The organism is Methylobacterium sp. Leaf106, from assembly GCF_001422895.1.
Classification (GTDB): domain Bacteria; phylum Pseudomonadota; class Alphaproteobacteria; order Rhizobiales; family Beijerinckiaceae; genus Methylobacterium; species Methylobacterium bullatum.
This window is the reverse complement of the sequence record NZ_LMNB01000012.1, coordinates 731,778-755,000: the sequence shown is the minus strand read 5'-3', so window position 1 is coordinate 755,000 and position 23,223 is coordinate 731,778. Positions and strand designations below refer to the sequence as shown.

28 protein-coding genes and 1 other RNA gene (1 of these 29 cut by a window edge) are annotated in these 23,223 nt (G+C 67.5%); 17 read left to right on the top strand and 12 right to left on the bottom strand.

Annotated elements, in window-relative coordinates; genetic code table 11:
• Both nth and purC read left to right on the top strand, forming a co-directional pair.
• Positions 1-62 carry the end of an endonuclease III gene (gene nth, locus ASF34_RS11280; RefSeq protein ID WP_244478961.1) on the top strand. Its footprint begins 673 nt before the window's first position, so 62 of the gene's 735 nt are visible here — the last part of the coding sequence; its start codon lies off the left edge, out of view; it ends in the stop codon at positions 60-62.
• Positions 63-269: 207 nt separating this feature from the next.
• A complete protein-coding gene (gene purC / locus ASF34_RS11275; protein ID WP_026175628.1) occupies positions 270-1,064 on the top strand; it encodes a phosphoribosylaminoimidazolesuccinocarboxamide synthase in 795 nt (264 codons plus the stop codon).
• Positions 1,065-1,156: 92 nt separating this feature from the next.
• On the opposite strand, the gene ASF34_RS11270 is transcribed toward purC, so the two are convergent.
• The gene (locus tag ASF34_RS11270) at positions 1,157-1,807 is read right to left on the bottom strand and encodes a hypothetical protein (RefSeq protein WP_056161126.1); all 651 of its coding nucleotides are present in this window, start codon (positions 1,805-1,807) and stop codon (positions 1,157-1,159) included.
• 44 nt (positions 1,808-1,851) lie between these two features.
• Positions 1,852-2,331, bottom strand: a complete 480-nt coding sequence (locus tag ASF34_RS11265; protein ID WP_043764423.1) for an invasion associated locus B family protein — start codon at positions 2,329-2,331, stop codon at positions 1,852-1,854.
• A gap of 276 nt (positions 2,332-2,607) precedes the next feature.
• On the opposite strand from ASF34_RS11265, the gene ASF34_RS11260 reads away from it, so the two are divergent.
• On the top strand, positions 2,608-2,985 hold the full coding sequence (locus ASF34_RS11260) for a hypothetical protein (RefSeq protein WP_056161124.1): 378 nt from the start codon (positions 2,608-2,610) through the stop codon (positions 2,983-2,985).
• 36 nt (positions 2,986-3,021) lie between these two features.
• Here ASF34_RS11260 and ASF34_RS11255 read toward each other — a convergent pair whose 3' ends face one another.
• Positions 3,022-3,756, bottom strand: coding sequence for a M48 family metallopeptidase (locus ASF34_RS11255; protein ID WP_056161122.1), 735 nt, complete (start codon positions 3,754-3,756; stop codon positions 3,022-3,024).
• 82 nt (positions 3,757-3,838) lie between these two features.
• Positions 3,839-5,107 carry a polyhydroxyalkanoate depolymerase gene (locus ASF34_RS11250; RefSeq protein ID WP_056161120.1) on the bottom strand — a complete coding sequence of 423 codons (1,269 nt, stop codon included), beginning with the start codon at positions 5,105-5,107 and terminating at the stop codon, positions 3,839-3,841.
• A 216-nt stretch (positions 5,108-5,323) separates the two neighbouring features.
• On the opposite strand from ASF34_RS11250, the gene ASF34_RS11245 reads away from it, so the two are divergent.
• From ASF34_RS11245 to purQ, 5 genes are all read left to right on the top strand, one after another.
• On the top strand, positions 5,324-6,709 hold the full coding sequence (locus ASF34_RS11245; protein ID WP_056161118.1) for an ActS/PrrB/RegB family redox-sensitive histidine kinase: 1,386 nt from the start codon (positions 5,324-5,326) through the stop codon (positions 6,707-6,709).
• Positions 6,710-6,749: 40 nt separating this feature from the next.
• Entirely contained in the window at positions 6,750-7,352 is a 603-nt protein-coding gene (locus tag ASF34_RS11240) for an ActR/PrrA/RegA family redox response regulator transcription factor (protein WP_026175626.1), read from the top strand.
• A 114-nt stretch (positions 7,353-7,466) separates the two neighbouring features.
• Positions 7,467-7,706, top strand: coding sequence for a hypothetical protein (locus ASF34_RS11235; RefSeq protein ID WP_056147217.1), 240 nt, complete (start codon positions 7,467-7,469; stop codon positions 7,704-7,706).
• A 149-nt stretch (positions 7,707-7,855) separates the two neighbouring features.
• The gene (gene purS / locus ASF34_RS11230; protein ID WP_018042055.1) at positions 7,856-8,095 is read left to right on the top strand and encodes a phosphoribosylformylglycinamidine synthase subunit PurS; all 240 of its coding nucleotides are present in this window, start codon (positions 7,856-7,858) and stop codon (positions 8,093-8,095) included.
• Entirely contained in the window at positions 8,095-8,775 is a 681-nt protein-coding gene (gene purQ, locus ASF34_RS11225; RefSeq protein WP_018042054.1) for a phosphoribosylformylglycinamidine synthase subunit PurQ, read from the top strand. The genes purS and purQ overlap by 1 nt, the downstream gene beginning before the upstream one ends.
• A 148-nt stretch (positions 8,776-8,923) precedes the next feature.
• Here the strand turns inward: purQ and ASF34_RS11220 are convergent, their stop codons facing one another.
• The 8 genes from ASF34_RS11220 to gap form a co-directional block, all read right to left on the bottom strand.
• Positions 8,924-9,469 carry an adenine phosphoribosyltransferase gene (locus ASF34_RS11220; RefSeq protein ID WP_018042053.1) on the bottom strand — a complete coding sequence of 182 codons (546 nt, stop codon included), beginning with the start codon at positions 9,467-9,469 and terminating at the stop codon, positions 8,924-8,926.
• A gap of 84 nt (positions 9,470-9,553) precedes the next feature.
• Entirely contained in the window at positions 9,554-10,348 is a 795-nt protein-coding gene (locus ASF34_RS11215; protein WP_026175625.1) for an inositol monophosphatase family protein, read from the bottom strand.
• A gap of 151 nt (positions 10,349-10,499) precedes the next feature.
• Positions 10,500-11,549: a tetratricopeptide repeat protein gene (locus ASF34_RS11210; protein ID WP_056161116.1), complete on the bottom strand. Its 1,050-nt coding sequence runs from the start codon at positions 11,547-11,549 to the stop codon at positions 10,500-10,502.
• On the bottom strand, positions 11,546-12,205 hold the full coding sequence (locus ASF34_RS11205; protein ID WP_056161114.1) for a thiamine phosphate synthase: 660 nt from the start codon (positions 12,203-12,205) through the stop codon (positions 11,546-11,548). Before ASF34_RS11205 ends, ASF34_RS11210 begins: the two co-directional genes overlap by 4 nt.
• 130 nt (positions 12,206-12,335) lie before the next feature.
• Entirely contained in the window at positions 12,336-13,406 is a 1,071-nt protein-coding gene (fba, locus tag ASF34_RS11200; RefSeq protein WP_056161112.1) for a class II fructose-bisphosphate aldolase, read from the bottom strand.
• Between the two features lie 291 nt (positions 13,407-13,697).
• On the bottom strand, positions 13,698-14,900 hold the full coding sequence (locus tag ASF34_RS11195; protein ID WP_056161111.1) for a phosphoglycerate kinase: 1,203 nt from the start codon (positions 14,898-14,900) through the stop codon (positions 13,698-13,700).
• Between the two features lie 29 nt (positions 14,901-14,929).
• Positions 14,930-15,454, bottom strand: coding sequence for a hypothetical protein (locus ASF34_RS11190; RefSeq protein WP_056161109.1), 525 nt, complete (start codon positions 15,452-15,454; stop codon positions 14,930-14,932).
• Positions 15,455-15,539: 85 nt separating this feature from the next.
• Entirely contained in the window at positions 15,540-16,547 is a 1,008-nt protein-coding gene (gene gap / locus ASF34_RS11185) for a type I glyceraldehyde-3-phosphate dehydrogenase (protein ID WP_018042046.1), read from the bottom strand.
• Positions 16,548-16,972: 425 nt separating this feature from the next.
• Between gap and ASF34_RS11180 the strand changes: the two genes are divergently transcribed.
• The 9 genes from ASF34_RS11180 to ASF34_RS11145 all read left to right on the top strand — a co-directional run bounded on the left by ASF34_RS11180 (position 16,973) and on the right by ASF34_RS11145 (position 22,945).
• Positions 16,973-17,269: a DUF4164 domain-containing protein gene (locus tag ASF34_RS11180; protein WP_018042045.1), complete on the top strand. Its 297-nt coding sequence runs from the start codon at positions 16,973-16,975 to the stop codon at positions 17,267-17,269.
• A 31-nt stretch (positions 17,270-17,300) separates the two neighbouring features.
• Complete coding sequence (locus ASF34_RS11175) at positions 17,301-17,660, top strand: cell division protein ZapA (RefSeq protein WP_056161108.1); 360 nt, start codon at positions 17,301-17,303, stop codon at positions 17,658-17,660.
• 67 nt (positions 17,661-17,727) lie between these two features.
• Positions 17,728-17,885, top strand: a non-coding RNA gene (gene ssrS, locus ASF34_RS22235) — 6S RNA.
• The gene (locus ASF34_RS11170) at positions 17,875-18,462 is read left to right on the top strand and encodes a 5-formyltetrahydrofolate cyclo-ligase (RefSeq protein WP_056161105.1); all 588 of its coding nucleotides are present in this window, start codon (positions 17,875-17,877) and stop codon (positions 18,460-18,462) included. The genes ssrS and ASF34_RS11170 overlap by 11 nt, the downstream gene beginning before the upstream one ends.
• Before the next feature lie 9 nt (positions 18,463-18,471).
• A complete protein-coding gene (locus ASF34_RS11165) occupies positions 18,472-19,293 on the top strand; it encodes a TIGR00282 family metallophosphoesterase (RefSeq protein ID WP_018042042.1) in 822 nt (273 codons plus the stop codon).
• Positions 19,294-19,425: 132 nt separating this feature from the next.
• Positions 19,426-20,331 carry a C1 family peptidase gene (locus tag ASF34_RS11160; protein ID WP_056161104.1) on the top strand — a complete coding sequence of 302 codons (906 nt, stop codon included), beginning with the start codon at positions 19,426-19,428 and terminating at the stop codon, positions 20,329-20,331.
• 90 nt (positions 20,332-20,421) lie between these two features.
• A complete protein-coding gene (locus ASF34_RS23765) occupies positions 20,422-20,715 on the top strand; it encodes a protease inhibitor I42 family protein (protein ID WP_056147266.1) in 294 nt (97 codons plus the stop codon).
• Between the two features lie 251 nt (positions 20,716-20,966).
• On the top strand, positions 20,967-21,932 hold the full coding sequence (locus ASF34_RS11150; protein WP_056161102.1) for a MotA/TolQ/ExbB proton channel family protein: 966 nt from the start codon (positions 20,967-20,969) through the stop codon (positions 21,930-21,932).
• Positions 21,932-22,945, top strand: coding sequence for a peptidoglycan -binding protein (locus ASF34_RS11145; protein WP_018042040.1), 1,014 nt, complete (start codon positions 21,932-21,934; stop codon positions 22,943-22,945). The genes ASF34_RS11150 and ASF34_RS11145 overlap by 1 nt, the downstream gene beginning before the upstream one ends.
• Positions 22,946-23,223 lie beyond the last annotated feature (278 nt).

Here is a 23,223-nt window from a genome sequence, read left to right as displayed (position 1 = left end):
AATGCCCGACCTGCCTCATCGCCGATCTCTGCCGCTATCCGGACAAGACCGTCGCGGCCTGACGGGACGGCGCTTGCCTCGTCATGCGTATCCGACTCGTACCGCAAGGCCGGGCTGCGGGCGGACGCGTTGTACTGCAAACCCGCTTCGGGTAGTTTGCGCCACGGTCGTCGAGGCTTTCGACAAACGATGTGTTCTCGCGGCCCGGTCTCATCGAGGCCGCCACGCCGCGGATTCCGCACATCGACTGTCCGAAGGAGTCACGGCCCATGGACTTCCTCAAACCACGGTATACGCCTATGAACCGCCGCCGTCGCATCTACGAGGGCAAGGCGAAGGTCCTGTACGAGGGACCCGAGCCGGGAACGCTCATCCAGCATTTCAAGGATGATGCCACCGCCTTCAACGCGCAGAAGCACGAGGTCATCGACGGCAAGGGTGTGCTGAACAACCGGATCTCCGAGTTCGTTTTCCAGCACCTCAACGATATCGGCGTGCCGACCCACTTCATCCGCCGTCTCAACATGCGCGAGCAGCTGATCCGCGAAGTCGAGATCATCCCTCTTGAGGTGGTGGTGCGCAACGTCGCCGCCGGCTCGCTCGCCACCCGCCTCGGCCTCGAGGAAGGCACGCAGCTGCCGCGCTCGATCATCGAGTTCTATTACAAGAACGACGCGCTCAACGACCCGATGGTGTCGGAAGAGCACATCACCGCCTTCGGCTGGGCGACACCCCAGGAGATCGACGACATCATGGCTCTGGCCATCCGCGTCAACGATTTCCTGTCGGGCCTCTTCCTCGGCGTCGGCATTCGTCTCGTGGACTTCAAGATCGAGACCGGCCGCCTCTGGGAAGGCGACCTGATGCGGATCGTCGTGGCCGACGAGATCTCCCCGGATTCCTGCCGCCTGTGGGATATCAAGAGCCAGGACAAGCTCGACAAGGACCGCTTCCGCAAGGATCTCGGCGGCCTGATCGAGGCCTATACGGAAGTGGCCAAGCGTCTCGGCATCATGTCCGAGAACGAGAAGGTCCAGTCCGGCGGCCCCCGCCTGGTTCAGTAAAAGACTTCACCGAGACGACATGAAAAAGGGGCCCCGCGCGAGCGGAGGCCCCTTTTTCGTGGCGCATCGACGGGAGAGTGCGTGGCGGAGCGCTATTGCGACGCCTCGGGTGCCGCCTCTGCGGGGGCGGTGGCACTTGTCGGAGCCGGCTTGCGCTTGCGCTTTGCCGCAGCCTTGCCGGGCGCTCCGTGCAGCGAGACGCCGATCTCGTAGCTCTCGCTCAGGGGGCGCGGCACCACGAGGTTCTCCTCGATCACCGTGAACAGGCCCTGCGCCTCGCCCGGTCCGATCGACACCGCCACCTTGCGCGCCCGCGCGACGATGGTCTGGTCCCCGGCCTTGATCGTGAAATAGACCGGGGCCTCGAACCGTCCGGGCCGTCCCTGCGGCCCCAGCAGCACCTGACCCTCGACGCCGACCTTCACGCTCACCGAGCCATCGGCCAGGCGCACACATTCACGGGCGAGACGACCGAGGGTGATCTGGCTGCGCAGGCTGGCATTGTCGTCGGCCCGGCCGCCATAGCTGCGCAGGGCGGCGCCGTTCTCCGCGACGTCGACCGTCGGGCAATAGACCTCGCCGAGGTCGGCGGGCTGAGACGGCGGAACCGTGGTCCCGCCGTATTTCAGCATGTTGGTGAACCAGTTCCCGTCCTCGGCAAGGGCCGTCCCGGGCATCGTGGCCGCCAAAGGCAGGAATCCCGCAATCAGGGCGATTCCGACCGTTTTCGCGCGTGTCCGCATCCTCAGATCCCGCTGAATCGCCGGCGCGGGGCGCCGGAACAGGCCTATTTCAAGCTGGCGAACCCGTCGCCGAAGCCCTTCATCGACAGGGGGATGCCGACCCCCTCTTCCGGGGTCTGGAACACGATGAACGTGGCCTGCACCCCGGCGCTGAACTGCTTGATGAGGTTGTCGTCCATGACCACCTCCGCGACGCAGCCCGTGGTGAGGCAGCGCACGAACCCGGCCCGGCCGACATCGGTCTTGTCGATCTTCAGGCCGAGCCCGGAGGGCAGCAGCACGCCCAGCGGCGCCACCACGCGCAGCAGGTAGCCGCGATTGTCCGCCGTCTTGAGGACGATGACGACGAGGGTGAGGTTGGGCCGGTCCTCGGCGGCGAGGTACTGGACCAGGGCGCATTGCTCGGCCTTCGCCCCCGCCGGCGTCTCGCAGCGGAGCTGCCAGTCCCCGAAGGTGTTGCGCACCATGCCCTGTGCCTCGGCACGGCCGCCCCCGGCCAGCCCCATGCCGGCGAGTGCGGCCATGCAGATCAGACCGATCCGCGCCGGACGCCCGAGAGAGGTCGCCCGATCCTCGGCGACCCGCCTCGCACGCCCCAGCATTGCTCGAAAACCCACGCGCCGATCCCTCTCGCCTCACCCCTCATGGCTGGGGGGCACCCGATGAAACCCGCGGTGTTCCGACCATGCGCGGCTATTCTGTGTCAAGCGTGACCACTAGTTTACTCTCACGGACTATCGTTACCCAGGATGACGCCCTAGTTCACGGGGCAAAGCCCCAAGCGCCAACGGACCGAGCCCATGCGATTTCCTGCTACCGCCGCGTTCCTGATCCTCGCCGGGATCGCTTCCGCCTCGGCCGAGTCCCTGCCCGTCGACGAGACCACCTATGTGGAGCGGTCGCTCAACCGCGACGGGCCGCTCGTGGTCGAGCACCGGCCGATCCGGCGCATGCCGGGGGGCCGGATCAATTCCAATTCGGCCGAGATCGCCGGCTTCTGCCGCGACGGCGGGTATGTCCGTCGCCTCGACGAGTTCGGCAACCCGACGATCCTGCGCCAGCGCGAAGTCTGCGACAGCGTCGCCCCCCGCACCTTGCGGCCGGGGGACGTGGACGCCCGTCCCACCTGGCCGGTGGAGCAGGTCGAGCGCCGCCGGGTTCTGCGCGCACGCGGGTAGGTCACGATTGGCCAAGGGTCGGACCCGGCCCTTGCCTCAGCCGTAGCGGTGGAGGCTGGCGCCGTTGCGCTTGAGCCAGCGCTCGGCCTCGTCCACATGCGGGCACAGGGATCCCACCAGCGACCAGAACCGCTGGGAATGGTTCATCTCGCGCAAATGGGCCATCTCGTGGGCCACGAGGTAATCGAGCACCAGGGGCGGCGCCAGGATCAGGCGCCAGGAAAAGTTCAGCTCTCCGCGCGCGGTGCAGGAGCCCCAGCGCGAGCGGGTGTCGCGGACGGTGATCCGTTTCGGTCCCTGACCCAACTTCTCCGTATAGACCGACACCGCCTGGGCGAGATCCTTGCGGACCTCCCGCTCCAGGAAATCCCTGACCCGGCGCGGCAGGTGGGGCGCCTCGCACGCCACGGAGAGGACCGGACCGCCCTCCTCCTCCGTGACCAGGGTCACGCCGCCGCGCTCGCTCCGGTGGACGATGCGATGGCCGACACCGCGAAGGGGGAGTTCCGCCCCCGCCTCGAACGCCACACGGTCCGGAACCTTGGCGAGCCGCATGGCGATCCAGCCGCCATGGCTGACCGCGAAGGTGCGCGCCACGGCGAGGGACGTCCGGGCTGGCAGGGTCATCACCACCTCGCCGGTGGCGCTCGAGACGCGCAGGGTCAGCCTGCGGGCCGCCGGGCGGCGGCGCAGGGAGACGCGGAGCTTCGCGCCCTCGTGAAGGATGTCGATATGGTCGGGATCGGACCCGCGCAGCAGGGCGACTCTCATGGCGTCAGCTTAGCGGCAGCCTCCCGCCGCCGCCATCGGGGCGTGGGTCACGTCCAGAACTTTTGCGGGGGCCGATCCCGCACTACGCCGCCGGTCGTCGCTCCAGAGCCGGCAAGGCCTGCATCTCCCGGATGAAGGAGGCGATCCGCGGGGCGATGACCGTGCGATAGCGTGAGCCGTTGAACACCCCGTAATGGCCGACGCGCTCCTGCAGGTGATAGGCCTTGCGCTCGGGCGGCAGGTTCGGGGTCAGGTCGAGGGAAGCCTTGGTCTGGCCGACACCGGAGATGTCGTCGTTCTCGCCCTCGATGGCGAGGATCGCGCAGGTCCGGATCGCGGTGAGGTCCACCCGCTCGCCGCGATGGAGCATCTCGCCCTTCGGCAGGGCGTGGTCGACGAAGACGGTCTTGATCGTCTGCAGGTAGAATTCCGCCGTCAGGTCCATCACCGCGAGATACTCGTCGTAGAATTCCCGGTGCTTCTCGGCGGAATCGCCGTCGCCGGTGACGAGATGATCGAACATCTCGGTATGGGCGTTGACGTGACGATCGAGGTTCATCGCCATGAATCCGCCAAGCTGGAAGAAGCCCGGATAGACGCTGCGCAGGGCACCGGGATACGCCAGCGGGACCATGGTGATGCAGTTCCGCTCGAACCATGCGGTGCCGCGCTCCTGCGCCAGGCAGTTGACGGCGGTGGGCGAGCGGCGGGTGTCGATGGGGCCGCCCATCAGGGTCATCGAGCGCGGCACCGGCATCGTGCCTTGCGCCTCCATCAACGCCACGGTGGCCAGCACCGGCACCGCCGGCTGGCACACGGCCATGACGTGAAGGTCCGGACCGAGGGCGACGAAGATCTCCTTCAGGTAGTCGATGTAGGTGTCGAGATCGAACCGCCCCTCCGTAATCGGCACGAGGCGCGCATCGGTCCAGTCGGTGATGAAGACCTGATGATTGGGGAGCATCGCCTCCACGGTGCCGCGCAGGAGCGTGGCGTAGTGCCCCGACATCGGCGCCACGATCAGGAGCTTGGGCTGCGGCTCGGAGGGGCCGCGCGCGAAGGAGCGGTCGAAGGTCACGACCCGGCAGAACGGTTTCTCCCACACCACCCGCTCGCTCACGGGCACGCTCGCCCCGTCGATCCAGGTTCCGGTGAGCCCGAAGGCCGGCTTGGCGTAGCGCCGGGTTCCGCGCTCGAACATCTCGCAGGCCGCGGCCATGGACTTCGCATAGGGCGAGTAGGCGAGCGGGTTGGCGGGATTCTGCAGGCTGTGCTTGACCATGTCGGCCGCGAGGCGCGCCGGGGCCGTCATCATGCGACCGAACTCATACCAGGTATAGGCCAAGCTCATATCCGCCCCTCCCTCGTCGTCCCGCGTCTCGATTTCCCGCTCGGCTCGACTGCCCGCGCGACCCGACTACCAGCGCGACCCGGCGCGGTAGAGAACGCCGCGCCTCGCGAAACGTTCGGTTCGGGACATTCGTACGGGTGCGGAGTGCGCAAGGATGGGCGCAATCGGCGGGCGAACCATGGATTCGCAGCCGTCGAGCGCTATCGTTGAGCGGACATGATCGACATGAGCACCAATGGCTTCGTCCGCGATGCCCGGCACCTTCGGCTCGACACCTTCGTGCGCCTGCGCTGGCTCGCGATCACCGGGCAGAGCGCGGCTGTCGTCGGCGCGCAGTTCGGCCTCGGCCTGCCCCTGCCCTTCGGCTGGTGTTTCCTCGTCATCGCGGCATCCTCCTGGCTGAACCTCGCCCTGCGGATCCGGTTTCCCGCGAGCTACCGCCTGAGCGACGATTCGGCGGCCCTTCTCCTCGCCTTCGATATCATCCAGCTCGCCGCACTCCTCTTCCTCACCGGCGGCCTGCAGAACCCGTTCTCGCTGCTTTTCCTCGCCCCCGTGCTGATCTCGGCCACGGCCCTGCCCCCGGAGCGGACCCTGGCGCTGGGGCTCCTGGCGGTGGGGCTCGCGACCATGCTGGCGCTGATCCACCGGCCGCTGCCGTGGTTCGCGGACGGGCGGCTCGAACTCCCGTTCCTCTACGTCTCGGGAGTGTGGACGGCGATCCTCCTCGGCACCGCCTTCACCGGGGTCTATGCCTGGAAGGTCTCGGAAGAGACCCGGCAGCTCGCCCAGGCCCTGGCGGCCACGGAACTCGTTCTGGCGCGCGAGCAGCACCTGTCGCAGCTCGACGGGTTGGCGGCGGCGGCGGCGCATGAGCTCGGCACGCCTCTCGGCACGATCATGCTCGTCACCAAGGAACTCACGCGCCAGCTCGCCGCCACGGCCTCACCCGCCGTGAAGGACGACCTCGACCTCCTGCGCGACCAGGTCGACCGCTGTCGCGGCATTCTGTCGAAACTGACCTCCCTCGACGGGGACGAAGCCGGTATCCTTCAGACCGTGACCCTGAGCCATCTCGTGGAGGAGCTGGTGGCGCCCCAGCGCGCCATGGGCATCGCGCTCGACGTCACCAGCCGGGGCGACGGAATCGAGCCGGCGTGCCGGCGCAATCCGGGGGTGCTGTTCGGCCTCGCCAACATCGTCGACAACGCCGTGGACTTCGCCACCAGCCGCGTCGTCATCGAGGCGCGCTGGACCGCCGAGCGGGTCTCCCTCGAGATCAGCGACGACGGCCCGGGCTTCTCCAGCGAGATCCTGCTGCGGGCGGGCGAGCCCTACGTCACCACCCGAAGCCCCGACAAAACGCGCGGCGGGAACAGCGTCGGCGCCGGCCTCGGCCTCGGTCTGTTCATCGCAAAGACCCTGATCGAACGCTCCGGCGCGCAGCTTACGCTCTCCAACGTGTCGGGCCACCAAGCAACCGGAGCCGTGGTGCGCGTATCCTGGGCGCGCCACATCTTCGAGCGGGACACGCTTCCCCGGCGCGGCACGGAATTCAACGCCGAGGTGCCCCTGACCGAACGCAGTCCGGCCCCTATATAAGTTGCCAACAACTCGGTTTTGGAAAATGGAGGAGCGTCGGATGCTGACGCAGAGTGTAAGTCCGGGGCTTGCTGCCGATGCGCTGCAGACGTCGGAATCCGATCCGCTGGCGGCCTATGCCGACCGCACCTTGCTGATCGTGGACGACGACAGGCCGTTCTCAACCCGCCTGGCGCGGGCGATGGAAGCCCGCGGCTACGAGGTTCAGGTGGCCGAGAGCGTGGCCGAGGGCGTGTCCCTGGTGGAGAACCGTGCACCCGCCTTCGCGGTCATCGACATGCGCCTCGGCGACGGTAACGGCCTCGACGTGATCGCGCGGCTGAAGGAGAAGCGGCCCGAGGCCCGGGGCGTCATCCTCACCGGCTACGGCAACATCGCCACCGCCGTCACCGCCGTGAAGCTCGGCGCGTTCGATTACCTCGCCAAGCCCGCCGATGCGGACGAGATCCACGGCACGTTGATGGCGCAGCCGGGCGAGCGGGCCGACCCGCCGGAAAACCCGATGTCGGCCGATCGTGTGCGCTGGGAGCATATCCAGCGGGTGTATGAATTGTGCAGCCGCAACGTCTCGGAGACGGCACGCCGCCTCAACATGCACCGGCGCACGCTCCAGCGTATCCTCGCCAAGCGCGCGCCGCGCTGACCCGTCCCTGACGACGACCCCGGCGCCGCGATGTTGCGCGGGACCGGACCGGCGCTGTAAAGCTCCGGCCGCCCGCCGCAATCGCTGCTCCGGGGTCGACGGAGATGCATCCCCGTGAATACGCGCAACCTGATCACGATCGTCAGCATGATGGTGCTGGTGGGCACCGAAGTCTTCGCCGTCGCCATCGCCGCAGGCTGGGCGCTCGCCGGTCTGTTCGATCTCGGCGACACCGTGGGCCATGTCCTCATGGTCCTGTTCAGTGCGATCGCCGTCTGGATCATGGTCCAGCTCTGGCGCCGTGCGGTGAGCATCGAGCCGATTCGCGCCGCCGCACCGGCCGCCCGTCGCTGATCCACGACATAATCCCGAATCGCCCTTGCGGCTGACGGAGGTGGAACGGGCTGGGAAACATCCCCGCCGCGATGGGGCAGCCGCGTTGCATGGTCGGCATTTCCCGACTATCGCCTGACGGGTCGAGCCACAGCACCGAGTCCGAGACCATGAAAGCCCGCATCATCGTCACCCTGAAGACCGGCGTGCTCGACCCTCAGGGCAAGGCGATCGAATCCGCTCTCTCGTCCTTCGGCATCTCCGGCATCGAGGGTGTCCGCCAGGGCAAGGTGTTCGACGTCGAGATCGCCGACACGGATCCGGCCAGCGCCGAAGCGACGCTGAAGAGCGCCTGCGAGAAGCTGCTCGCGAACACCGTTGTCGAGAACTACGAGATCGAGATCGTCTGATGCGCGCCGCGATCGTCGTCTTCCCCGGCTCCAACCGCGACGGCGACGTCGCCCGCGCCCTGCGCCTCGCCGGCGCGGAGGTGGTCAAGGTCTGGCACACCGAGACGGCGCTGCCGGCCGGCACCGACCTCGCGGTGCTTCCGGGCGGGTTCTCCTATGGAGACTATCTCCGCTGCGGGGCCATCGCCGGACGCGCCGCCGCCATGGATGCCGTCCGCGACCACGCCGCCCGCGGCGGTCTGGTGCTCGGCATCTGCAACGGCTTCCAGATCCTGTGCGAATCCGGCCTCCTGCCGGGCGTGCTGATGCGCAACGTCGACCGGCGCTTCATCTGCCACCGCCAACTGCTCCGGGTAGAGCGTGCCGATACGCGCTTCACGTCGTCCTATGCCAAGGGCCAGGTGATCGACGTCTGCGTGGCGCATGGCGAGGGCAATTACTTCGCCGACGCCGACACGGTCGCCCGCCTCGAAGGCGACGGCCGCGTGGCCTTCCGCTATTCCGACGCCTCGGGCGACCTGACCGTGGATGCCAACCGGAACGGCTCGCTGAACTCCATCGCCGGCATCTACAGCGAAAACCTCAACGTGCTCGGGATGATGCCGCACCCGGAGAACTTTGTCGAAGGTCTCATCGGCGGGGTCGACGGGCGCGGATTGTTCGAGAGTCTCGCGGCGTAGTGCGAAAAACCCTCTCCCCCCTGCAGGAGAGGGTGCCTGCAAAGCAGGCGGGAGAGGATAAGACCTCTCCGAAGGTGGCGCTCCCCTCATCCGACCCGCTGGCGCGGGCCCCCTTCTCCCGCACAGGAGAGAAGGACGCGTCGTGCCTTCAATGCCCGTCGAATTCCATCAACGTCCGCACCGGCACATTGAGGTCGCGCAGCTTCTGCGCTCCGCCGATCTCGGGCAGGTCGATGACGAAGCAGGCAGCCACCACCTCGGCGCCGATCTGGCGCAGCAGGTTCACTGCCGCGCAGGCAGTGCCGCCGGTGGCGATGAGGTCGTCCACCAGCAGCACCTTGTCGCCCGGCTTGATGGCGTCCACGTGGATTTCCATCTCGTCGGTGCCGTATTCCAGCGCGTAGGCGATAGAGACGGTCTTGTGGGGCAGCTTGCCCTTCTTGCGGATCGGCACGAAGCCCGAGGAGAGCTGGTGCGCCACCGCGCCGCCGAGGATGAAGCCCCGCGCCTCGATTCCCGCTACCTGATCGATCCGCCCGCCCGCGAAAGGATGGACCAGCGAATCGACTGCACGGCGAAACGCGCGCGGATCGCTCAGGAGCGTGGTGATGTCGCGAAAGACGATACCGGGCTTCGGGTAATCCGGAATCGAGCGGATCGAATCCTTCAGCGCGGAGTGGCGGCGGGCTTCCATTCGGGCGGCTTTCGCGAGGAGATGTCGGGATCGGAGCGGGTTAGGATATGCCGCGCCCCGGCTGGAAAGCCGGGGCCTCGGGCTTCAGGCGTTGGCGCGGCGCAGGAGCTTCACGAGGTCGCCGTGCAGGCTCTCGTTGCCGGCGGCCACCGAGCGTGCGGCCAGGGGCTCCGCACCGCCATCGGCGCTGGTGACGAAGCCGCCGGCCTCGCGGACCAGGATGATGCCGGCCGCGATGTCCCAGGTCTGCAGGTCACGCTCCCAGTAGAGGTCCGAGCGGCCGCAGGCGACGTAGGCGAGGTCGAGGGCGGCCGAGCCGAAGCGGCGGGCACCGCCGGTCACGGCCATCACCGCCGCCACCTCGCGCAGGAGCTTCGGGTGGTCGCCGCGCCCGAGATAGGGCGAGCCATAAGCGACGAGAGCGTCGGCGAGATCGGTCCGGCCGGAGACGCGCAGGCGGCGGTTGTTGAGATAGGCGCCCTTGCCGCGCTCAGCCACGAACAGTTCGTCCTTGGCCGGATCGTAGATGACGCCGGCGACGATCTGGCCCTCGCGTTCGAGACCCACCGAGATCGCGAAATGCGGGATGCCGTGGAGGAAGTTGGTGGTGCCGTCGAGGGGGTCGACATGCCAGGTATGGCTCTTGTCCTGTCCTTCGATATTCCCGGATTCCTCGAGGATCAGGCCGTAGCCGGGACGCGCCTTCATCAGGGCGTCGCGCAGCACCTCCTCGGCCTTGCGGTCGGCGGCGGAGACGAAGTTGCCGGGGCCTTTACGCGAAACCTGGAGGTTCTCGATCTCGCCGTAGTCGCGCTTGAGGCCACGGGCGGCCTTGCGGACGGCGTCGACCATGACGGTCATGAGAGGTGAGCTGATCATCGATGCAAAGGTCCGGGTCGATTCAAAGAACGGTCTTGCGCGGCCATAGCATGTTTGCCGCCCGCCTCACCCCTCGCCGATGCGGGGCAGAGGAGAAACGCGCGCAGGCGCCCATGGATGCCGAATTGACACTTACCCGCGTTGCGCGGGCTTACTCCACCTTCATCCGCGCCTCGGCCAGTCGCTCGGCCCGGCCGCGCTCCTCGGCGGTGAGGCCGGCGAGGGTCTCGTCGAGCTTCGGGTCGGAGCGCCCCTGGGCGGCGGCGGCGAGATTCCAGGCCGCCGCCTCGACAGGGTTCTTCTGCATCCCCCGTCCGAGGGCATAGAGGATGGCCACGCGATTCTGCGCGATGGCGTTGCCGCGCGACGCCGCGTGGAGGAAGTAGCGGGCCGCGCGGGCCTCGTCCTTCTCGACACCGATGCCGTTGAACAGCAGGATCGCGAACTCGACCTCACCGGCGAGATCGCCGTTATCGGCTGCACGCCGGAACCACTCGGCCGCCTGTTTGGGATCCTTCGGCACCCCCCTCCCCTGAAGGTAGAGCACGCCGAGATCGTGTTGGGCGGGGCCGATCTCACCCTCGGCCGCCTTGCGGAACAACTCGGCCGCCTTGGCTTCGTCCGGCTCGGTTCCCGTGCCGATCAGGATCAGGGCGAGGTTGTAGGCGGCCGTGGTGTCGCCCTTCAGGGATGCCTGTTCGAGCCAGCGGCGCCCGGCCTTCGGGTCCTTCGTGCCGCCGCGGCCATCGATCGACATCAGGCCGAGGGAGGCCATGGCGTGGGTGTCGCCCTGGTTGGCGGCCAGACGGTACCATTCGGCCGCCTTCACCGGGTCCTGCTTGACCCCGAGGCCCTGGTTGTAGAGCTCGCCGAGCAGCGTCATCGCCGCGGCGTCCTTGTTGTCGGCGGCGATCCGCTTCGTCGCCTCGCGGAAGGCGGTGGTATATTGGCCGCGCTGGTAGGCACCGAAGGCGATGTCGGGCTCGGTCTTCGAACGGGGCGGCACCGCGCCGGTCGCGCCGATGGAATACGGCGTCGGGAGTTCCCGCAGCTGCCCCTTCAGCGTCTCCTTGGGGCGAGGCGTCAGCGATTGGGGGCCGGCCGGGTCGGTCGGCATCACCTTCGGCGCTTCGGCGCAGGCAGCGAACGCCAAGCCCTCCGCCAAGGCGAGGGCGAGGGCGGCCCGGCGGACCCGCCTCACGTATCGGCCTCCGACGCCGCGACCAAGGCCTGGATGGCGGCGATATCCGCCCCTTCTCCCATCCACAGGTGGCTTTCCAGCCCGAGGAACTCGGCCCCCGTCGCCAGGAGACCGTCCACCTGGGCCAGATCATGGGCCACGGCGATGCACGGAGTCTCGAAGATTTCGACCCACCATTCCGCTCGCTCGCGCACGGTATCGGCATCGGGCGCGATCCCGTCCGAGTAGATCCCCCCGAACATCACGTAATCGACACCGGCCTCGCCGGCCTCCATCGCCGCGTGCTTCTGCTCATGCCCGCCGGCTCCGAGGATTCGACCGTCGCTGAGGCGTTCGCGCAGATCCTGCAGGGCACCGTCCCGCGCCTTGTCGAGATGAACCCCGTCCGCCCCGCCACGCGCGGCCACGCTGACGACGTCGCCGGCGAAATCGGACACGGTGATGACCAGGGCGGCGCCGGTCGATTGCGCGGCCGGAGCGAGCCGCTTGACGAGGTTCACGAGGCTGCGCTCGTCGGCCGGGGCGAGCCGCAGGAGCACCGCCGCCACGTCCCCCACCGCGCAGGCGGCGGTCAGCGCTTCGGCAAGGGCATCGGCCCGGTCGGAATCCACCCGATGGGGGGACAGGAGTGCGAGGCGGGTGCGGGGTTCGGCCATTCTTGTCGTCCTAACGGCATCATCACGGCATCATCCCGAGGCGCGGGCTCCGCGTCTCGGGGACAGGCGATGCGAGATCACCGCGTCACGGCATGGTTCCGGATGGGATCCGGAACCATGAAACAGGGACTCAGGCGGCGCCGATCTTCGGATCGAGCGAGCCGCTGGCATAGCGCTTGGCCATCTCGGAGACCGAAATCGGACGGATCTTGGAGCCCTGGCCGGCGGTGCCGAATTCTTCAAAACGCTGGCGGCAGAGCTTCGTCATCGCGTCCATGGCGGGCTTCAGATACTTGCGCGGATCGAACTCGGCCGGGTTCTCAGTGAGCACCTTCCGGATCTGGCCGGTCATGGCCATACGGTTGTCGGTGTCGATGTTGATCTTGCGCACGCCGTGCTTGATGCCGCGCTGGATCTCGGCCACCGGCACGCCCCAGGTGGGCTTCATCTGGCCGCCGTAGGAATTGATGATGTCCTGCAGGTCCTGCGGTACCGAGGAGGAGCCGTGCATGACGAGGTGGGTCGTCGGCAGGCGGCGGTGGATCTCTTCGATCACGTTCATGGCCAGCACGTCGCCGTCGGGCTGGCGGGTGAACTTGTAGGCGCCGTGGCTGGTGCCCATGGCGACGGCGAGCGCGTCGACCTTGGTAGCGGTAACGAACTTCACCGCCTCTTCCGGGTCGGTGAGGAGCTGGTCGTGGCTCAGCACGCCCTCGGCGCCGTGGCCGTCCTCGGCCTCGCCCTGGCCGCTCTCCAGCGAGCCGAGCACGCCGAGCTCGCCCTCCACCGAGACGCCGGCCCAATGGGCCATGCGGGTGACGTTGCCGGTGATCTCGACATTGTAGGCGTAGTCGGCGGGGGTCTTGCCGTCGGCCTTGAGCGAACCGTCCATCATCACCGAGGTGAAGCCGTACTGGATCGCCGTGGCACAGGTGGCTTCGTTGTTGCCGTGGTCGAGATGCATGCAGACGGGGATGTGGGGATAGATCTCCACAAGCCCGTCGATGAGCTTGGCCAGCACCACGTCGTTGGCATAGGCGCGCGCGCCCTTGCTCGCCTGAAGGATCACCGGCGAATCGGTGGCATCCGCCGCCGCCATGATGGCCAGCCCCTGTTCCATGTTATTCAGGTTGAAGGCCGGAACGCCGTATTCGTATTCGGCGGCGTGATCCAGGAGCTGCCTCAGGGTGATACGTGCCATTGGTGTCTCCTAAAAACGATGGGGCCGACCCGTGGGCCGCCATCCGCTGACAATTCGTCTGCCTTGTCGGACCTTACCGGGTCCGCCGCAACTCCATCGCGAAGACTTCGGCGACAGAACGCTGTGTCGTCATCCCAAGATCCCAGCCAAACACCTCATCCCGAGGTGCCCAAGCGCAGCGAAGGCTTCGAAGGAGCCCTCCGGTTCGCCCGGAGGATGCCGGAGCCCTCGTTCGAGGCCCGCTGCCTCAGGCGCCTCAGGATGAGGTGATGGGACCTGGCATGGAGCCGGTCACCCCTTGACGCGCAGGGCCTCGACGCCGGGCAGGACCTTGCCTTCCAGCCATTCGAGGAACGCGCCGCCGGCGGTGGATACGTAGGAGAAGTCGTCGGCGACGCCGGCATGGTTGAGGGCGGCCACCGTGTCGCCGCCACCCGCCACCGAGACGAGCTTGCCGGCCTTGGTGCGTTCGGCCGCGTGGCGCGCAGCCGCCACCGTGGCGGCGTCGAAGGGGGTCAACTCGAAGGCACCGAGCGGACCGTTCCAGACCAGGGTGGCGGCCTCGTCGATGGCGGCATCGATCTCGGCCACCGAGGCCGGGCCGGCATCGAGGATCATGCCGGTCTCCGACACGGCGTCGACGCCCACGGTCTCATGTGCCGCGTTGGCCTTGAACTCGGCGGCGACCACGGCGTCCACGGGCAGGATGATGCGGCACTTGGCGGAAGCGGCGGCGTCGAGGATGCGGAGCGCCGTCTCGGCGAGATCCTTTTCGCACAGGGACTTGCCGACGGCTTTCCCTTGAGCGTGCAGGAAGGTGTTGGCCATGCCGCCGCCGATGACGAGCATGTCCACCTTGGCGACGAGATTCTGCAGGAGGTCGATCTTCGAGGAGACCTTGGCGCCGCCGACCAATGCGATGACCGGGCGGCTCGGCGCCTCCAGCCCCTTGGTGAGCGCGTCGAGCTCCGCCTGCATCAGCCGGCCCGCATAGGCCGGCAGCACATGGGCGAGGCCCTCGGTCGAGGCATGGGCGCGGTGGGCGGCCGAGAAGGCCTCGTTGACGAAGACGTCGCCGTTGGCGGCGAGCGCCGCCACGAAACCGGCCTCGTTTGTCTCTTCGCCGGAGTGGAAGCGGGTGTTCTCCAGGAGGAGAACGTCGCCGTCCTTCAGCGCCGAGACGGCCGAGGACGCGGCCTCGCCGATGCAATCCTCGGCGAAGGCGACCGGGCGGCCGAGACGGTCGGACAGGGCGGAGACCACCTGCTTGAGCGAATCGGCCACCACCGGCTTGCCCTTGGGGCGGCCGAAATGCGCCAGCAGCACCACACGCCCGCCGCCATCGGCGATCTCGCGGATCGTCGGGACGATCCTCTCGATACGGGTGGCGTCGGTGACGCGCGCCCCCTCCATCGGCACGTTCAGGTCGACGCGGAGAAGCACGCGCTTGCCCTGGAGGGAGCCGGCATCGTCGAGGGTGCGGAAAGCGGTCATCCTGGCCTTCAGTGTCGTCGAGAGAAATGTCAGCGCGGGGTGATGAGCCCGTCGAGATGGAAGCGCTGGGCGGCGATGGTCAGCACCACGGTGAGCACGGCGGTGATGATCGCCGTCAGCACCAGGGCCCCGGAACCGGGCAGCCGGCGCGTGCGGTCGGCGACGGCGCGGACTTCGCTGCGCAGGGCGGCGAGGTCGGACTGGCGCGCTGCCTCGCTCATGCGCGTGGTCGCCCCCTCGATCTTCTCCTCGACGCGGGAGAGCAGGGCCTCGGAGCGGGCGTACTTGTCCTCGATCCGTGCGCACTTGTCCTCGATGCGGGCGAGCTGGTCGCTGCCGGGCGAGGATGGGGCGGGCGCGGATTGAGACAGGGGCTCGGCCTTGCCGACCACGAGCGGCGGCGTCGCCTGCTGGTTGGCGATCGCCTGGGTCTCGGGTACCGGCGACAGCGCCACACCCGAGAGCGCGGTGCTCTCGGAAGTCTTACTATCAGAAGTCTTGGCGCCCGGGATGAAGCTGGTTCCGGTCGACGGGGTCGGCGAAGGCTCGGTCATGTCGGACGCACCAGTGCTGGTCGATCAAAGGGTGTCGTTCACGAGGCATCCCGGGCGGCCCACGGGCCGCCCGGAAGCGCTGCTCTCAGAGCAGCTTTCCCATCGCCACGGCGGTGTCCGCCATGCGGTTCGAGAAGCCCCACTCGTTGTCGTACCAGGAGAGGATACGCACGAACGTGCCGTCCATCACCTTGGTCTGGTCGAGGTGGAAGGTGGACGAATGAGGATCGTGGTTGAAGTCGATGGAGACGTTGGGCTGGTCGGTATAGGCCAGCACGCCCTTCAGCGGACCGTCGGCCGCGGCGCGGATCGCATTGTTGATCTCCTCGACGGAGGTCTGGCGCTTGGCGGTGAACACGAGGTCGACGGCCGAAACGTTGGGGGTCGGCACGCGGATCGAGGTTCCGTCGAGCTTGCCCTTCAGCTCCGGCAGGACGAGGCCGACGGCCTTGGCCGCGCCCGTGGAGGTCGGGATCATCGACAGGGCAGCGGCACGGGCCCGGTAGAGGTCCTTGTGCATCTGGTCGAGGGAGGGCTGGTCGTTGGTGTAGGAATGGATCGTCGTCATGAAGCCGCGCTCGATCCCGACGAGATCGTTGAGCACCTTGGCCACCGGCACGAGGCAGTTGGTGGTGCAGGACGCGTTCGAGATCACGAGGTGATCGGCGGTCAGCTGATCGTGGTTGACGCCGTAGACCACGGTAAGGTCGGCGCCGTCGGCGGGGGCCGAGACGATGACGCGCTTGGCGCCGGCGTCGAGATGGGCCTTGGCCTTGTCCTTCGAGGTGAAGATGCCGGTGCATTCCAGGGCGATGTCGACGCCGAGTTCGCGGTGCGGAAGCTCGGCCGGGTTGCGCACGGCGGTGACCTTGATGCGCTGACCGTCGACGACGATGAAGTCACCGTCCACTTCGACCTTGGCGTTGAAGCGGCCGTGGATCGAGTCGAAGCGCAGCAGGTGGGCATTGGTCTCGACGGGGCCGAGATCGTTGATCGCGACGACCTCGATATCCTTGCGGCCGGCCTCGTGGATGGCGCGCAGGATGTTGCGGCCGATGCGTCCGAACCCGTTGATGGCAACCTTCACCGACACGGCGTGAATCCTTCTATGTACCGGGCGCCGACCTCGCGGAACCCGTAAGCAGCAAGAGCGAGACAGCGGGCCGGAGGGGCGGAGCCGCCATTCGGCGTCGCTGTGTCATGTGCACCGTTGAACGTCAGATGAACCGATTGGCCCATCCTCGGACCCTCATGCGTCCGCGAAAGGACCGATGCGGGATCGATGGCCGAACGGGTCACGGGCTCGAATTTCCAATCCGGCGGTCGGTTCGAGGGGCGCGCGGTCTCTAACATGGGGGAAACCGCTGGCAAAGGTTTTGCCCGATCGATTCGTTTTCCTTCCCCGCATATGATGGCAAAGCGTCGATTTCGCGCGCGGATCGACAGAGGTTTGGCTACAAATCCGCGTTTCCGAAACAGATGCGCCAGCTCCTTCATGATCCGGCGGAAGGTAGAACGATGAGCCAGACGCCAGACCGGCCTAACGTGGACCATGCCCTTGCTCGGCTCGATACGGTACTGACCCGCCTCGAGGCCTCGGTGGCCCATCGCCTCGAGGCCGAGCGCGAACCGGGCGACCTGGAAACGGAGCTCGCGATCATGGCGGAGGATCGCGCGCGCCTCGCGGCGGAACTCGACGCCGCCAGCGCGCGCCTCGCCACGGTGGAGGCGACCACGAGCGATGTCGGCCACCGCCTGGGGCGGGCGATCGAAGCGGTGGAGGGCGTGCTGGCCCGCCCCCGCGTCGCACGCTAGTCTGCCACCTCTCACACCAGCCCTGTCGGACATGCCCCAGATCAGCGTCACCATCGACGGCAAGAGCTACCGGATGGCCTGCGCCGAAGGCGAGGAGGCGCATCTCTCGGCTCTGGCCGCAGAACTCGACACCCGCGTCACCGACATGAGGAAATCCTTCGGCGAGATCGGCGACATGCGCCTGCATGTGATGGCTGCCCTCACCCAGGGGGACGAACTCGCGGAGCTCAAGCGTCGCCTGGCGGATCTCGAGGCCGAAACGGTCACGCTCCGGGAGCGCGTCGAGACTGCGGACTCCCTCCGCGCCAACGAGGAGGCCCGTATCGCCGAAGGGCTCGGCCGGGCGGCGGACAGGATCGAGCGGCTGGCGCATGCGCTGGCGGCGGGATGAGCGTTCCGCGAACGATTGCCCGCCCCACCCCCTGGCGCGAAACGCCCGCCGACGCTACATGAGTCAAGCGGTGCTGCGGGGTTCGTCAGGAGTACTTTTCCCCGGGGCCTTATCGACTCCCCAGGGAGCTGTCCCTGGCCCTGTCCCTGGACTTGGCCAACACGGCGCCCACCTACACTGTAGGTTTCCCGGGATCGCAACTCCAACGGCTCACGTGGCTCCGCACTCTGATTTCTCCGCCCTGAAAGCCGAGCTTCGCAAGCAGGCCCTTGCCCGGCGCGACGGACTCGATCCCGAGACCCGCCGGGCCGGCGGCCTGCGGATCGCGCAGAGCGTCATGCGGATCGAGGCCCTGGCCGATGCGGCTTTCGTCGGTGCCTTCTGGGCGATCCGCAGCGAGGTCGATCCGCTTCCCCTCATCGAGATGCTGTTCGCGCGCGGCCAGCGGGTCGCCCTCCCCAAGGTGACGCCGGACGGCCTCGTGTTCCGCGAATGGCGGGCGGGAGAAGCGCTGGTGCCGGGCTCCTTCGGCCTCAGCGAGCCGCGCGACGACCTTCCGCCCCTCGATCCCACCGCCCTCATCGTGCCGCTGGCGGCCTTCGACCGGCGCGGGCATCGCATCGGCTACGGTCGCGGCTATTACGATCAGGCCATCGCGCGGCTCTCTCGCAACGGCCCGGTCCTGACGATCGGTATCGCGTTCTCCGTGCAGGAGGTGGGTCACGTGCCCTCCGAGTCGCACGATCAACCCCTCGACCACCTCATTACGGAAGCGGGACCGGTCCCGCTCGTCCGGGACTGACACCGACACATGCGACTTCTCTTCCTCGGCGATGTGGTAGGCCGCCCCGGCCGCAATGCGGTGATGGACCGGCTGCCGAAACTGCGCGAGCGCTGGCGCCTCGATTGCGTGGTCATCAACGGTGAGAACGCGGCCGGCGGCTTCGGCATCACCGAGGCGATCTGCGACGAGCTTCTCCAGGCGGGCGCCGATGCGGTGACGCTGGGCAACCATTCCTTCGACCAGCGCGAAGCCCTCGTCTTCATCCAGCGGCAGACGCGCCTCGTCCGCCCGGCGAACTACCCGCCCGGTACTCCGGGTCGCGGCGCCACCGTGGTGGAGACGCGGGGGGGCGGCCGCGTCCTCGTCCTCAACGTCATGGGCCGCATCTACATGGACGCGCTGGACGATCCCTTCGCATCCGCCGAGCGCGAACTCTCCGCCTGTCCCCTCGGCGAGGTGGCGGACGCCGTCATCGTCGACGTCCATGCCGAGGCGACCAGCGAGAAGCAGGCTTTCGGGCACTTCCTCGACGGCCGCGCCAGCCTCGTCGTCGGCACTCATACCCACACCCCCACCGCCGACCACCGCATCCTCCCCGGTGGCACCGCCTACCTGTCGGATGCTGGCATGTGCGGCGATTACGATTCGATCCTCGGCATGCAGAAGGACGAGCCCCTGAGGCGCTTCCTGCAGAAGACCCCCGGAGCGCGCCTGGAAGCGGCCCAGGGAAAGGGCACGTTGTGCGGGATCGCCGTCGAGACCGACAATGCGACAGGGCTCGCCACCATGGTCTCGGCGGTCCGCCTCGGCCCGCATCTCGAAGAAACCTGGCCTCGCTCCTGGGATTAAGCAGGGCGCGGGCGAAACTCGAATCGGCGCCATCGATGGCGTTTCAGCCCGAAAGACAACCTTGACGAGCGGCCCGTCCTCGAACACAACCTCCAGGAGAGATTGCAAGAATCTCTCCTGGAGGTTGCAAACTTGGCCGAGCCCGATTTCTCCCGTATCAATGCAGCCATCCGGCGAGCAGGCGCCCAATGGGATTCGGGGCCGACAGCTCTCAGCGAGTTCTACGACGCGAGTGGCCCTGCGACCGAGCGGTTCGGTCTATCCTTCGACCCGGAACGCGCGAAGCGAGACGTCCTCGAAACGCGAAACGCCGAATCGGCGCTGTTCAAAGTCGTCGCTCCGCCCCCGTCGCATCTCGACTGGCGAAACGTGAGCGGGAAAAACTACGTGACGCCCATCAGGGATCAGTCGCATTGCGGCTCCTGCGTCGCTTTTGCGACATGCGCCTCCATTGAGAGCCGCATGCTGATCGGCACCGGTCGTCCCGACGGATCCATCGATCTGTCCGAAGCGCACCTTTTCTATTGCGGCGCGCCGAACTCCTGTGATGTGGGCTGGTTCTACACCAAGGCCCTGGCCTTCGCGAAAAAGCCCGGGATCGGTCTGGAAGCCGACTTTCCCTACGTGGCGGGCAACCAGCCGTGCCGCAACATCCGACCCGTGGTGACCGTCCCGCGCTATCAGACAGCGGCGTCTCAGATCGCCCGCAAGCAAGCGCTCCAGAAGGGACCGGTCATTGGAGGTTTCCGCGTCTACCAAGATTTCTACACCTACCGCAGCGGCATCTACACCCATGTCACCGGCGACGTTCTCGGGTGGCATGCCGTCTGTATCATCGGATACGATGACACTCATCAATGCTGGATCGCGAAGAACAGCTGGGGAACGGGCTGGGGCGAGCAGGGATTCTTCCGCATCGGCTTCGGTGAATGCGGCATCGATTCCGACGTTCTGTTCTACGATCCGGAGATCGCTCTGCTGAAGGCCGACATCGCGGCAACGACACCTCCTCGGCGCCGTTCGAGAGCCTCCGCATGAAGACAGAGGGATAAGGTCTCCGGCTCGAACGAGGGACTTGTCTGCGGGCAAGCCGGTACGCGATAAGGAATCGCACTGGAGTGAACCTCAATGGAGCTTGAACGGCGCGGCCCGATCAAGGCGTGTTCTGGCGACACGATCGAGGTGTCCGCCCCCGGTGAGGGAATCGGGGGCTTTCTCTGGCATGCCGAGGTTTCGCAGCAGGCGGCGACCATCGTGAGCGAGGCCTTGGGGCCGGCGGGGGAGGGCGTCGGGGCGACGCGAGAAAAGGTCTTTCGCGTTCGCCTGGAGCAGCCCGGTGATACGACCGTCCGCCTAGTCCAGAAGCGTCCCTGGGAATCGACTCCGAGCCGCATTATCGAGGTGCCGATTCGGTGTGCCTAGCGACCCGATCGTCCGATCGGGATGGACCGTGGGATCATCGACCCGAACCGCCGGAGTCGATCCCATGTGCCGCACACTCTATTCCGTGCATACACACGATTCGATCCATCCCATGAAGTCGTGCCGCTTGATCGCGGACGGCTATGCGTCGAAGGTGGGCTCACCTCAGCTTGAGCTCACGCCCGGTGCGCTTCGTATCCACAGCTAGACGCATGGTCTGAGACCAACGTCTTCAGAGTCCCCGACAACCCATGGCGACCCGCTCCGCGACTGCCCCCCTGAGCCGCCCGGGCATCTACCTGATCCGGATGTTGGTCTTCCTGACCCTGGTCGGGTTTCTCGCCTTCGTCCTGTTCCGGCAGATCACGCCGGCCTTCCTCGCCAATGCCGGGTTGAACGGGCTGATCCTCGGCGTCCTCCTCATCGCCATCCTGCTCGCCTTCGGCCAGGTGATCCGCCTCTTCCGCGAGGTCGCCTATGTCAACGCGGTCGCGGCCGGTGAGGATTCGGCCAAGCCGCCCTCGCTCCTGGCGCCCCTCTCCCCGGCGATCCTGGCGCGGCGCGAGGGCACGACGCAGGCCGGCATCCGCTCCTATCTCGACACCGTGGCCGCCCGCCTCGACGAGGGCCGCGAGATCCTGCGCTACATCGCCGGGCTGCTGATCCTGCTGGGCCTGCTCGGCACTTTCTGGGGCCTCATCGACACGCTGAGCGCGGTGGGCAGCGTGATCCAGAGCATGCGCGGCGGCGGCGAGGCCAGCGCGATGTTCGACGAGTTGAAGAACGCCCTCGCCAAGCCGCTCTCCGGCATCGGCCTCGCCTTCTCCGCCTCGCTGTTCGGCCTGTCGAGCTCGCTCGTCACCGGCTTCCTCGATCTCCAGGCGGGCCAGGCCCATGCCCGTTTCCACAACGAACTGGAAGATTGGCTGGTCTCCGGCGAGGAGCAGGCCGCGGCGGCGCGTCCTGTGGCGGCGCAGGAGCCGGCCTCGGCCCGTGAACTCACCGAGGCGGTGGACAGGCTGTCGGCCATCATCTCGGAGGGCGCTAACGGCCGCGTGGCGACCCAGGCGATGACCAACCTCGCGGAGGGCATCCAGGGGCTCGTCCAGCACATGCGGGCCGAGCAGCAGATGATCCGCGACTGGGTCGAGGCTCAGGCGACGCGGGAACGTGAACTCAAGCAGGTGCTCGACCGGCTCGGCCGCGAGAAGACCTGATGGCCTCGCTGCGCACGCGCCGGGACCGGAGCCTCAACGTCTGGCCGGGCTATGTCGACGCCCTGGCGACGCTGCTGCTCGCCGTCGTCTTCCTGCTGACGATCTTCGTCGTCGGGCAGTTCTTCCTGTCCCAGGAGATCACGGGCCGCGATTCGGTGCTGAACCGGCTCAACCGGCAGATCGCCGACCTCACCGACCTCCTGGCGCTGGAACGCTCCACCCGCCGGGCGCAGGAGGAGAAGGCCTCGAACCTGCGCACCACGCTGCTGGGCACCGAGGCCGAGCGCGACAAGCTGAAGGAACAGGCCGGCGCCGCCGCGAGCGGCGACAACCGCCAGGGCGAGCTCGACAAGCAGCTGGTGGCCGAGCGCGCCACCAATGCCCGCGCCGCGTCGCAGATCGATCTCCTCAACGAGCAGATCGGTGCCATGCGCCGCCAGCTCGCCGCCCTGGAGGACGCGCTGGCCGCCAGCGAGAGCCGCGACCGCGAGAGCCAGGCCCGCATCGCCGATCTCGGTAGCCGGCTGAACGTGGCCCTCGCCCAGAAGGTTCAGGAACTCGCGCGCTACCGCTCGGACTTCTTCGGCCGCCTGCGCCAGATCCTCGGCAACCGCAGCGACATCCGCGTGGTCGGCGACCGGTTCGTCCTGCAATCGGAGGTGCTGTTCCCGGCGGGTTCAGCGAGCCTGAAGCCCGAGGCGGCGCCCGAACTCGACCGGATCGCCACCGCCATCCTCGATCTGTCGAAGCAGATCCCGGCGGACATTCCCTGGGTCCTGCGTGTCGACGGGCATACCGATGCCCGTCCCATCGCCAGTTCGCAATTCCCGTCGAACTGGTCGCTTTCGGCCGCCCGCGCCATCGCCGTGGTGCAGTACATGGCGGGAAGGGGCATCCCGCCCCAGCGCCTGCTCGCCGCCGCCTTCGGTGAATTCCAGCCCATTGAGGCCGGTACCGGTGACGACGTCTACGCCCGCAACCGCCGCATCGAGCTGAAGCTCACCGAACGTTAAGGCAGGCCCCCTACCGCAGAGGTGCCAGCGCCACCGCCCAGACGACGAACGCGCCGGAGAGCAACCCGAAGGCCATGAATTCCACCGCGCCGGTCAGGATCATCCGCTTGAGCATTGTGATCGCCTCTCGTTGACGTGACGATCTTTGTTCTTGTTTTGTTCTGTGTAAAGCGGTTGTTACGCCCGGCTCGTGATGTGGTTAGCGCGCGGTTAACAAGCGGACTCGGCGCGGCGGCTGCCTCCATGCGTCCGGCCTCGACGGTCTCCTCCGCCCCCCC

Coding starts and splice junctions, on each gene's coding strand:
- ASF34_RS11180 (WP_018042045.1), top strand. CDS start 16,973: ATGAGCCAGACGCCAGACCGGCCTAACGTGGACCATGCCCTTGCTCGG.
- purS (WP_018042055.1), top strand. CDS start 7,856: ATGAAAGCCCGCATCATCGTCACCCTGAAGACCGGCGTGCTCGACCCT.
- ASF34_RS11190 (WP_056161109.1), bottom strand. CDS start 15,454: ATGACCGAGCCTTCGCCGACCCCGTCGACCGGAACCAGCTTCATCCCG.
- ASF34_RS11255 (WP_056161122.1), bottom strand. CDS start 3,756: ATGAGAGTCGCCCTGCTGCGCGGGTCCGATCCCGACCATATCGACATC.
- ASF34_RS11270 (WP_056161126.1), bottom strand. CDS start 1,807: ATGCGGACACGCGCGAAAACGGTCGGAATCGCCCTGATTGCGGGATTC.
- ASF34_RS11245 (WP_056161118.1), top strand. CDS start 5,324: ATGATCGACATGAGCACCAATGGCTTCGTCCGCGATGCCCGGCACCTT.
- ASF34_RS23765 (WP_056147266.1), top strand. CDS start 20,422: ATGGAGCTTGAACGGCGCGGCCCGATCAAGGCGTGTTCTGGCGACACG.
- ASF34_RS11175 (WP_056161108.1), top strand. CDS start 17,301: ATGCCCCAGATCAGCGTCACCATCGACGGCAAGAGCTACCGGATGGCC.
- ASF34_RS11240 (WP_026175626.1), top strand. CDS start 6,750: ATGCTGACGCAGAGTGTAAGTCCGGGGCTTGCTGCCGATGCGCTGCAG.
- ASF34_RS11205 (WP_056161114.1), bottom strand. CDS start 12,205: ATGGCCGAACCCCGCACCCGCCTCGCACTCCTGTCCCCCCATCGGGTG.
- ASF34_RS11195 (WP_056161111.1), bottom strand. CDS start 14,900: ATGACCGCTTTCCGCACCCTCGACGATGCCGGCTCCCTCCAGGGCAAG.
- purQ (WP_018042054.1), top strand. CDS start 8,095: ATGCGCGCCGCGATCGTCGTCTTCCCCGGCTCCAACCGCGACGGCGAC.
- ASF34_RS11215 (WP_026175625.1), bottom strand. CDS start 10,348: ATGATCAGCTCACCTCTCATGACCGTCATGGTCGACGCCGTCCGCAAG.
- ASF34_RS11250 (WP_056161120.1), bottom strand. CDS start 5,107: ATGAGCTTGGCCTATACCTGGTATGAGTTCGGTCGCATGATGACGGCC.
- fba (WP_056161112.1), bottom strand. CDS start 13,406: ATGGCACGTATCACCCTGAGGCAGCTCCTGGATCACGCCGCCGAATAC.
- ASF34_RS11220 (WP_018042053.1), bottom strand. CDS start 9,469: ATGGAAGCCCGCCGCCACTCCGCGCTGAAGGATTCGATCCGCTCGATT.
- ASF34_RS11260 (WP_056161124.1), top strand. CDS start 2,608: ATGCGATTTCCTGCTACCGCCGCGTTCCTGATCCTCGCCGGGATCGCT.
- ASF34_RS11145 (WP_018042040.1), top strand. CDS start 21,932: ATGGCCTCGCTGCGCACGCGCCGGGACCGGAGCCTCAACGTCTGGCCG.
- purC (WP_026175628.1), top strand. CDS start 270: ATGGACTTCCTCAAACCACGGTATACGCCTATGAACCGCCGCCGTCGC.
- ASF34_RS11150 (WP_056161102.1), top strand. CDS start 20,967: ATGGCGACCCGCTCCGCGACTGCCCCCCTGAGCCGCCCGGGCATCTAC.
- ASF34_RS11165 (WP_018042042.1), top strand. CDS start 18,472: ATGCGACTTCTCTTCCTCGGCGATGTGGTAGGCCGCCCCGGCCGCAAT.
- ASF34_RS11265 (WP_043764423.1), bottom strand. CDS start 2,331: ATGGCCGCACTCGCCGGCATGGGGCTGGCCGGGGGCGGCCGTGCCGAG.